This is a genomic window from Streptomyces albicerus (assembly GCF_008905045.1).
Classification (GTDB): Bacteria; Actinomycetota; Actinomycetes; order Streptomycetales; family Streptomycetaceae; genus Streptomyces; species Streptomyces albicerus.
The window spans coordinates 49132-57480 of sequence record NZ_VWMY01000066.1 but is presented as its reverse complement, the minus strand read 5'-3'; the positions used below and the strand labels follow the sequence as shown (position 1 = coordinate 57480).

Below are 8349 nucleotides of genomic sequence, written 5' to 3'. Positions count from 1 at the left end.
CCGCACGACCCGCCTCCCGTCCCCGTCGTCGCGGGCGCCGGCCGGCACGGCGCCGCGCCCGACACCGGTCCCGTACGCCTCGCGGGCGCCCAGGTGCCCATCGGGCCCGGCCCGCGCGTCGCCGACGCCCGGGCCGCCGCCGTGAAGGCACCTCCTCCGGAAGCGGGACTCGCCGCCTCCTGGTCCCGGCCGCGCCCCGGCGTGAACGGCGCCGACCCCGTCGTAGCCGGAGCGGGACCCGTCCCCGTACCCGCGCCCGCGGCGGCCCCCGGCCCCGACTCCGCATCCTCCTGGCGGCCGTGGCGCTTCCGCATGTCGAACGACGTATGGGGCACGCCCGCCGTCGCCGGCGACCTCGTCTACGTCAACTCCTTCGAGGTGCACGCCCTGGACGTGGGCACCGGCCGGCGCCGCTTCAAGACCCGGGACGTCGCCTGGTCCATGGCGGTCGCCGACGGCCGCGTCCACGCCTCCGACGGTCCGACCCTCTTCGCCCTGGACGCCCGCGAGGGCGCCGACCTGTGGCGGCTGCCGACCGACGCCTGGGTGTACTCCCTCAAGGCCGACCGCGGCACCGTCGTGACGGGCACCCGAGGCGGCGGCGTACAGGCATGGGAGGCCGCCAACGGCCAGAAGCTCTGGGAGATCACCGGCGCCCAGACCGACTTCGAGTCACCGGAGGCCGGACCGGTCGTCCACGACGGCACGGTCTACGTCTGGAAGGACGCCCGGCTGCGCGCCCTCGAAGCCCGCACGGGCGAGGAGCGCTGGTCGTACCCGATCGGCGACGCGGCCTCCTGCGGCGGCGTCCCGGTCCGCATCACACAGGCCGACGACGGATACGTGTACGCGTCCGCCGGCACCCGCGTCCTCGCCATCGACGTCGCCGGCGGCCATGTCCGCTGGCACTTCGAGGCGCCCGCCGTCTTCCTGAGCCCGCCCACCTTCGCGCCGGGCCCGGCGGTGACGGGCGGCGGGATCTACCTCGCCGACTACCTCGGCACGGTGTACGCCCTCGACGCCACCGACGGCCGCGACCGCTGGCGCATCGCGACCGAGTCCCGCTCCTCCATCGACCCGGTCCTCGTCTCGGCCGGTCACGTCCACGTGGGATCCGGCAAGGGCCTCTACACGCTGGACGCCGTCACCGGCACCCCGAAGTGGCGCTTCCAGGCGGGCGGCGACGTCGTGGGCGCCCCCGCCGTCGCCGAGGGCCGCATCCACTTCGGCTCCACCGACCACCTCCTCTACACCCTCAAGGCCGACGACGGCCGCCTCCGCTGGAAACTCGCCACAGGCGGCGAGATCACCGGCGCCCCGGTCGTCAAGGACGGGGTGGTGTACGCGTGCAGCAAGGACCGGTGCGTGTACGCACTGGACGCGGAGAAGGGAACGGGCACGGCGCGGACTTAGGGTTCCGTGGACCCGGGCTCACGCGGCGCAGGCCCGTCGAGGGCAGGCACGGTAGTGGCATCCGTGACGGCCGTCGTACCAGGCACGGAAGGGGCTCCAGACGGCGGCCGTCGCTCCGGCGAGAGCGAGGACCGACCCGAGTACGTTGCGAACCGTACGCGGACCTCCGTTCCAGCTCTCGATGCAGACGCTACGCCGGACGGACGACTCCCGCCACGCGACAGCCACGCTCTGTGACGGCGGGGGTGAGGGCGGTTCAGCGGGTCCGGAACCCCGGCCGACGGTCGGCGAACAGCCCCGCCTGCCGCTCGTTCGGCAGATTGCCCATCGACACGAGGTGCGGCGCGTGCGACAAAGCCGCCGCCCGCGTCGCCTCCTTCGCCGCCCACACGGCCCGTACGGTCCCCTGCACGGCCTCGGGCGGGTAGGAGGCGATGACGTCCGCGCACCGCACGGCGGCCGACAGCGCCTCACCCGGCGCGGTGAGCTCGGAGACGAGCCCCACCTCGTACGCCCGCCGCGCCGAGATCCGCTCGGCCGTCCCCATCAACGCCATCCGCGCCACCTCCCCGGGCGGCATCCGCTGCGCCAGGTAGACCGACTCGTATGCGCTGACCATGCCGTACGTCGTATGCGGATCGAAGAAGGTGGCCGTCTCGTCGGCGACCACGAACTCCGCCTCGCCGATCAGATAGAAGGCTCCTCCGCACGCCATCCCGTTCACGGCGGCGATCACCGGCTTCCACAGGTCGCCCGCCTTGGGCCCGATCGCGACGAGCGGATCGTCCACCATGTAGGGCGAGTTGGGCTGCCGCACCTCGACGCCCCTGTCGAGCCCCGTGGAGAACGCCCGCTCACCCGCCCCCGTGAGCACGATCGCACGCACCGAATCGTCGAACCTGAACTCCCGCCAGGCGGCGGCCAGTTCGGCGGCCGTGTCGAGGTCGATCGCATTGAGCTTCTCGGGCCGGTCGAGGGTGACCACGGCGACGCCGGTGTCCTTGTCGGTGGAGACACGGAGGGTCATGGGCGCTCCAGTACCCACCGGGGCAGCCCGGTGCCGTCGAAGACCACCTGCACCTTCGCCCCGATCCGGATCCGCTCCCTGGCCACCGAGTCGAGCGGTGCGTCCGGCCCGCTGACGAGATTCCCGACGAGCCGGATGCGAGGGGCCTCCGCCAGCTCGACGGCGATCACGTTGTACGGGGCCTGCTCCGCGTAGGCCGGAAGGAGCGGCGGATGCGGAATGACGTACGACCAGATGCGCCCCTTCCCGCTCATCCTCCGCCACTCGCTTTCGAAGGACTGGCAGTACGGGCAGCAGGGGCGGGGCGGGAAGCGGAGTTCGCCGCAGTCGGGGGCGGCGCAGGCCTGTATGCGCAGCTCGCCCTGGGCGGCGTACTGCCAGAAGGGGGCGCCGTCATCATCGATAACAGGTGTCAGATAACGACTGACAGATTTCAGATGACGGATATCAGATTCTGTCATCTGTCAACTCAACTCCTTAGGAGCAAGGCCGAGGTGGGAACACCCTCGCCCGCCGTGACAAGGCAGGTAGCGGCGCCCGGGACCTGCGCGGTACTGGCCCCCCGGAGCTGCTTCACGCCTTCGTTGATGAGGTTGAAGCCGTGGACGTACGCCTCCGAGAGTCCGCCGCCGCTCGTGTTCAGCGGCAGCCGCCCGCCGATCTCGAGGGCGCCGCCTTCGGTGAACGCGCCGCCCTCGCCGCGCCCGCAGAATCCGTAGCCCTCGAGGGAGAGCGGTATGAGAGGCGTGAACGCGTCGTAGATCTGGGCGACGTCGACGTCCTCCGGGGTGAAGTCGGCGTGTTTCCACAGGTGTCGGGCGGCGGTCCAGGCCGGTCCTGTGAGCGGGTCGTCGTTCCAGTAGTTGACCATGCCGTGGTGCTGGGCGGGCAGGCCCTGGGCGGCGGAGTGGACGTACACGGGCCGCCGCCGGCAGTCGACCGCCCGCTCGGCGGAGACGAGGACGCACGCCAACGCCCCGTCCGTCTCGAGGCAGTTGTCGAAGAGGCAGAGGGGCTCGCTGATCCAACGCGAGGTCATATACATGTCTCTGGTCAGCGGCCGCTCGTACATGATCGCCTGTGGATTCTGGTTGGCGCGGTTCCGGCAGGCGAGGGCGACGTTGAAGAGGTGGTCCCGGGTGGCCCCGTACTCGTGCATGTAGCGGCGGGTGAGCATGGCGATCTCGTCGGCGGGGCGGAGGAGGCCGAAGGGGCGGGTCCACTGGGCGGGGGTGGGGAGTTGGGCGGCGGTGTTCTTCCAGGGTCTCGGCCCGCTGCCCCGTTTCCGTGACCGCCAGGCGACCCCGACGGTGGCCTGCCCGGTGGCGATCGCGGCGGCGAGATGCGCCACGGTGGCGCACGAACCGCCGCCCCCGTACCCGACCTTGCTGAAGAAGGTGAGGTCACCGAGTCCGACGGCCTTCGCGACCTCCACCTCGTCGGTCTCCTCCATGGTGTAGGAGGCGAGCGCGTCGACCTCGGAGGGGGAGATCCCGGCGTCGTCGAGAGCGGCGAGGATCGCGCGGCAGGCCAAGGCCTTCTCGCTCTCCGGGAGTTGCTTGGCGAAGGGGGTCTGCCCGATCCCGGCGATGGCGGTCGCGTCCTTGATCCCCGAGGTGATCCGTGCCATGTGCGCACCTCCGTGTGACGGTCCCTGTGACTGTCCGGTGGCTGACAGGCCGTCAGGCTACAGCTAATCTGACGGGTAGTCAGCTAGTGGGTGTGTCGACCGTGGGGAGGCTCGCTGTGCGCGGTGACTTGGAGTGGGGCACCGTTCCTGGGCTGGTGCGAAGTGCGGCTGATCGATACGGCGACGTCGAGGCGGTCGTCGAGGGTCGTACGCGCGTCACGTACGCGGAGCTGGGCGCCCGCGTCGAACGCGCCGCGGCGGCCTGCGTGGCGAACGGCGTCGCGCCCGGCGACCGGGTGGCCATCTGGGCGCCCAACACCCTGGACTGGATCGTGTCCTCACTCGGCGCGGTGTCGGCGGGTGCGGTCCTCGTCCCGCTGAACACGCGCTTCAAGGGCACGGAGGCGGCGTACGTACTGTCCCGGAGCCGGGCGAAGCTGCTGTTCGTGACGGGGACGTTCCTGGGGACGTCGTATGTGGCGTCGTTGCGGCGGGCGGCCGGGGAAGGGGCGGGTTCCCCCGGTCCGCTCCCGGGGCTGCCGCACCTGGAGCAGGTGGTGGTGCTGTCGGACGACGCCCCGGCCGACTTCCGTACGTGGAAGGACTTCCTGGCGAGCGGGGACGGGGTGGGTTCGTCGGAGGTGCGGTCGCTGGAGGCCGCCGTGGACTCCGCCTCCCCCTCGGACATCATCTTCACCTCGGGCACGACAGGCCGCCCCAAGGGTGCGGTGATCACGCACGCGCAGACGCTGCGGGCCTACGCCGTGTGGTGCGAGTTGGCGGGTCTGCGCGAGGGCGACCGCTATCTGATCGTGAACCCCTTCTTCCACACCTTCGGCTACAAGGCCGGCGTGATCGCCTGTCTGATGCGGGGCGCGACGATGATCCCGCAGCCGGTGTTCAACGTGGACACGGTCCTCGCGAACGTGGCCTCGGAGCGGATTTCGGTCCTGCCGGGCCCGCCCACCCTCCATCAGTCACTGCTCGACCACCCGAACCGTGACGCGTACGACCTCTCGGCTCTCCGCCTGGTGGTGACGGGAGCGGCGGTGGTGCCGTTGCGGCTGGTGGAGCGACTGCGGGAGGAACTGGGCGTGGGGACGGTCCTCACCGCGTACGGACTCTCCGAGGCCAGCGGAATCGTCACGATGTGCCGACGAGGCGACGAGCCGGGCGTGATCGCGTCGACGTCGGGCCGGGCGATCCCGGGCACGGAGGTGAGGGTGGTGGACGCGAGGCGTGCGGCTGTCGCTCCCGGCACTCCGGGCGAGGTCCTGGTCCGCGGCTTCAACGTCATGGGCGGCTACTACGAGGACGCCCGGGCCACCGCCGAGGTCCTGACTCCGGACGGCTGGCTGCACACCGGCGACGTGGGCGTCCTGGACGACGCGGGCAACCTCCGGATCACCGACCGCATCAAGGACATGTTCATCGTCGGCGGCTTTAACGCCTACCCGGCGGAGATAGAGCAACTCCTCGGCCTGCACCCGGATGTGGCCGACGTGGCGGTGATCGGCGTCCCGGACGCGCGGCTCGGCGAGGTGGGCAAGGCGTACGTCGTACGCCGCCCGGAGTCCTCCCTGACCTCCGACGACCTGATCGCCTGGTCGCGGCGCGAGATGGCGAACTACAAGGTGCCGCGGATGGTGGAGTTCGTGGGGGAGCTGCCGCGGAACGCGAGCGGGAAGGTGGTGAAGGGGGAGTTGCGGAGGCGGTGATCTGCTGAGCGACGGTGTTCTGCTGAGCGATGGTGTTCTGCTGACCGGCGGTGAATCCGCTCAGCGTGACTGCGGGATGTACGGCGGACGGGCGCTCGCGTCGGCATCGACAGGGTCGGCGTTGTCGGCGGTGCTAGCAGTGGCAGCGGGTTCGCGGCCGGCCACTGGGGCGGGTATCGGCGTACGGGCCTGGTGAGGGCCGTGCCGGGGACGCGTGGGCTGGGTTGCACGCGGTTCGGAGGAGGGGGCGGGGCTGCGCCAGGTGGCCGGCACGTCGGCCATGACCAGGGCCAGGACGAGCCAGAACAGGATGTCGATGCGGTCCAGGTTGGCCGGATGATCGACCATGCTGGCCAGGAAGAAGCCGGTCAGCGCGGCGAGTCCCGCGATGCCGAGCACCGACTTCGCGCGGGCGGCGCGGGCCGCGGAGGCCCAGGCGATCACGGCCACCGAGGCGATGGCGAGCAGACCGACCGGCCCCGTCTCGACCAGCCAGTTCAGCCAGAGGTTGTGGGCGTGGACGAAGACCCGGTCACCGGGCGCGGCGGCGGATATGACGGCACCCGAGCGGCCGAGACCGACGCCCAGCGGATCGTCGACGGCCAGGTCGAGGGCCGCGTTCCAGGCCTGGCCGCGCACGCCCAGCGAGTCGCCGGCCCGTGACACCGCCCAGATCGCCGCGGAGGCGCAGGCAAGGCCGACGAGTCCCAGGACAGCCACCAGGCGTCGCTGGGTCCGGTCGGCGAGCCGGGGCGCGAGCCAGTACGCACCGCCGAGCACGAGGAGCCCGGCCGCACCGGCGACGTAGCCGGCCCGGGAGAAGGTGGTCAGCAACGCCCCGTACCCCAGGACAGCCATCAGGACCACCGCTGTCTTGGCCGTGCGCTCGTCGACCGACACGACGGCGAGCAGCGCGAACGGCAGCATCAGGACGAGGAAGGCGGCCAGCAGATTCGGGTTGGCGAAGGTCCCGACCGCCCGGATCACGACGCCGTCACCACCCGCGTCGCAGGAGACGTCGGTGAGCAGTCCCGTACGGCAGAAGCCGGTCGCCGTCTCGTTCGTCACCTGGGAGAACGCCGTCGTGGCCGCGGCTGATACGGATATCAGCGCGAGGAGGGCGACCGCTCGCCATGACTCGGGCTGGCTGCGCCGCAGCCCGACGACCAGGTAGTAGCAGGCGATGACGGTCAGCAGCCCGCGCAGCGGAGCGGTGGGATGCCCGCCGATGTAGGTGGTCGCCACGGAGGCGAGAAGCAGCAGCCCGACGGGGAGGTCGAGACGGGTACGGAAGTCCGCGAGCCGTGGGCGCGGTCGGCCGCGCACCGGAGTCAGCAGTGCGGCGGCCCCGGCGAGCAGGGCGAGACGCGTCGGCGTCACGACCCCGACGAGGGGATCGTCGGGGAAGAAGTCGGTGGCGGCGTCCACCAGCACGACGGCCAACGCCGCGAGCGGGACGAGCTGAACGATGGCGTTCGGCGGTCTCTGGCCCGCCGATGTGGTCCGGGTCGTCCGGTCGGATGCCATGGCACCCGAGCGTGGCGCTCCGGTGCGACGGGTGGGTGTCGGGCGTGCGAACGGAGCCGAGCGGCTGTGTGGGGAGGGGGTTTTGATGTACGAGGATCGATCGATGCGGAGTCGATCGATGGGAAATCAATAGAGGGTAAGTAATCAATCGGTGGGAATTGATCGATGAGGAATCGATGATCGATGAGGAGAAGTCAATAGATCGAGGCCTGCTCCTCGTACGCCACCTCGATGTGCTTCATGTGCTCCTCGCCGTAGGCCTCCCTCAGGATCGGCTCGGCCTTCGCGGGGTCGGAAACGCCCACGAACACGCGGTGGCTGTTCATTCCGACCGACCAGATCATGAAGGTGCCTTTCCAGCGGTCCATGTCGCCGCTGATGCGGTCCACCAGGGCCTTGAGCTCCGCTTCGGTGACGTCGGTGTCGTGCAGCCGTATCGTCACGCCTTTCTCGGCGGCGTCGCAGAGCTCGGCGTCGAACTCCTCGGCCCGCGTGCCGGGGATGCGGTGGACGTCGGCGGCCTTGTTCGCGTCGTCGACCGACAGCCCGGTGAAGATGCCCGGGTAGCCCTTGGCCGTCCTGTCGATGTACGCCAGCACTCGGTACAGCGGGGTGTCGTCCGGGTAGCTGCCTTTGGGGGCGCGACGGGGGAGGCTGCCCTCCGGCTGCGTCCCGACGCACACGGTGGGGGCCGCACCGGGGGCCGATGCGGCAGCCCTTGCGTCGTCCGGGCTGGCACTGGCGCCGGACCCCTGAAGCACGCCGAGGCCCAGCACACCGACGACGACGCCTACGGCGCCCTTGGCGGACCTTCGCTTGCGCAGCTTGTCCATGTGCCGTCTCCCTTTGGGTCCGACTCTTGCTCGGTACGGGCTCGTACGGGCTCGTACGGGCTCGTACGGGCTCGTACGGGCTCGGTACGTGGACGTGGGAGACAGCGGACGGGTTCGTTCCGGAAGGGGCGGACTGACAGGGGCGGATGGAAAGGGGCGGATTGGAAGGGGCGGATTGGGCGGGCGAGTTCAGGACCGCCG

General features: G+C 71.0%; 7 protein-coding genes. 2 read left to right on the top strand and 5 right to left on the bottom strand.

All coding sequences use genetic code 11. The features are described 5' to 3' along the window. A partial coding sequence (locus GAS53_RS42970) for an outer membrane protein assembly factor BamB family protein (protein ID WP_151483218.1) occupies positions 1–1413 on the top strand: 1413 nt, incomplete at its 5' end. Positions 1414–1669: 256 nt separating this feature from the next. Here the strand turns inward: GAS53_RS42970 and GAS53_RS42960 are convergent. Genes GAS53_RS42960 through GAS53_RS42950 form a run of 3 tightly spaced genes read right to left on the bottom strand, consistent with a single transcriptional unit; the run spans position 1670 to position 4070 of the window. Further along, complete coding sequence (locus tag GAS53_RS42960) at positions 1670–2440, bottom strand: enoyl-CoA hydratase/isomerase family protein (protein WP_151483216.1); 771 nt, start codon at positions 2438–2440, stop codon at positions 1670–1672. After that, the gene (locus GAS53_RS42955; RefSeq protein WP_151483215.1) at positions 2437–2901 is read right to left on the bottom strand and encodes a Zn-ribbon domain-containing OB-fold protein; all 465 of its coding nucleotides are present in this window, start codon (positions 2899–2901) and stop codon (positions 2437–2439) included. Before GAS53_RS42955 ends, GAS53_RS42960 begins: the two co-directional genes overlap by 4 nt. Positions 2902–2909: 8 nt before the next feature. Further along, a complete protein-coding gene (locus GAS53_RS42950; RefSeq protein ID WP_151483214.1) occupies positions 2910–4070 on the bottom strand; it encodes a lipid-transfer protein in 1161 nt (386 codons plus the stop codon). Between the two features lie 116 nt (positions 4071–4186). Between GAS53_RS42950 and GAS53_RS42945 the strand changes: the two genes are divergently transcribed. Next, positions 4187–5788: a FadD3 family acyl-CoA ligase gene (locus tag GAS53_RS42945; protein ID WP_151483213.1), complete on the top strand. Its 1602-nt coding sequence runs from the start codon at positions 4187–4189 to the stop codon at positions 5786–5788. A 60-nt stretch (positions 5789–5848) separates the two neighbouring features. Here the strand turns inward: GAS53_RS42945 and GAS53_RS42940 are convergent, their stop codons facing one another. Beyond that, on the bottom strand, positions 5849–7315 hold the full coding sequence (locus GAS53_RS42940) for an O-antigen ligase family protein (RefSeq protein ID WP_151483212.1): 1467 nt from the start codon (positions 7313–7315) through the stop codon (positions 5849–5851). A 194-nt stretch (positions 7316–7509) separates the two neighbouring features. Continuing rightward, the gene (locus GAS53_RS42935; RefSeq protein WP_151483211.1) at positions 7510–8148 is read right to left on the bottom strand and encodes a DUF871 domain-containing protein; all 639 of its coding nucleotides are present in this window, start codon (positions 8146–8148) and stop codon (positions 7510–7512) included. Between the last annotated feature and the right edge of the window lie 201 nt (positions 8149–8349).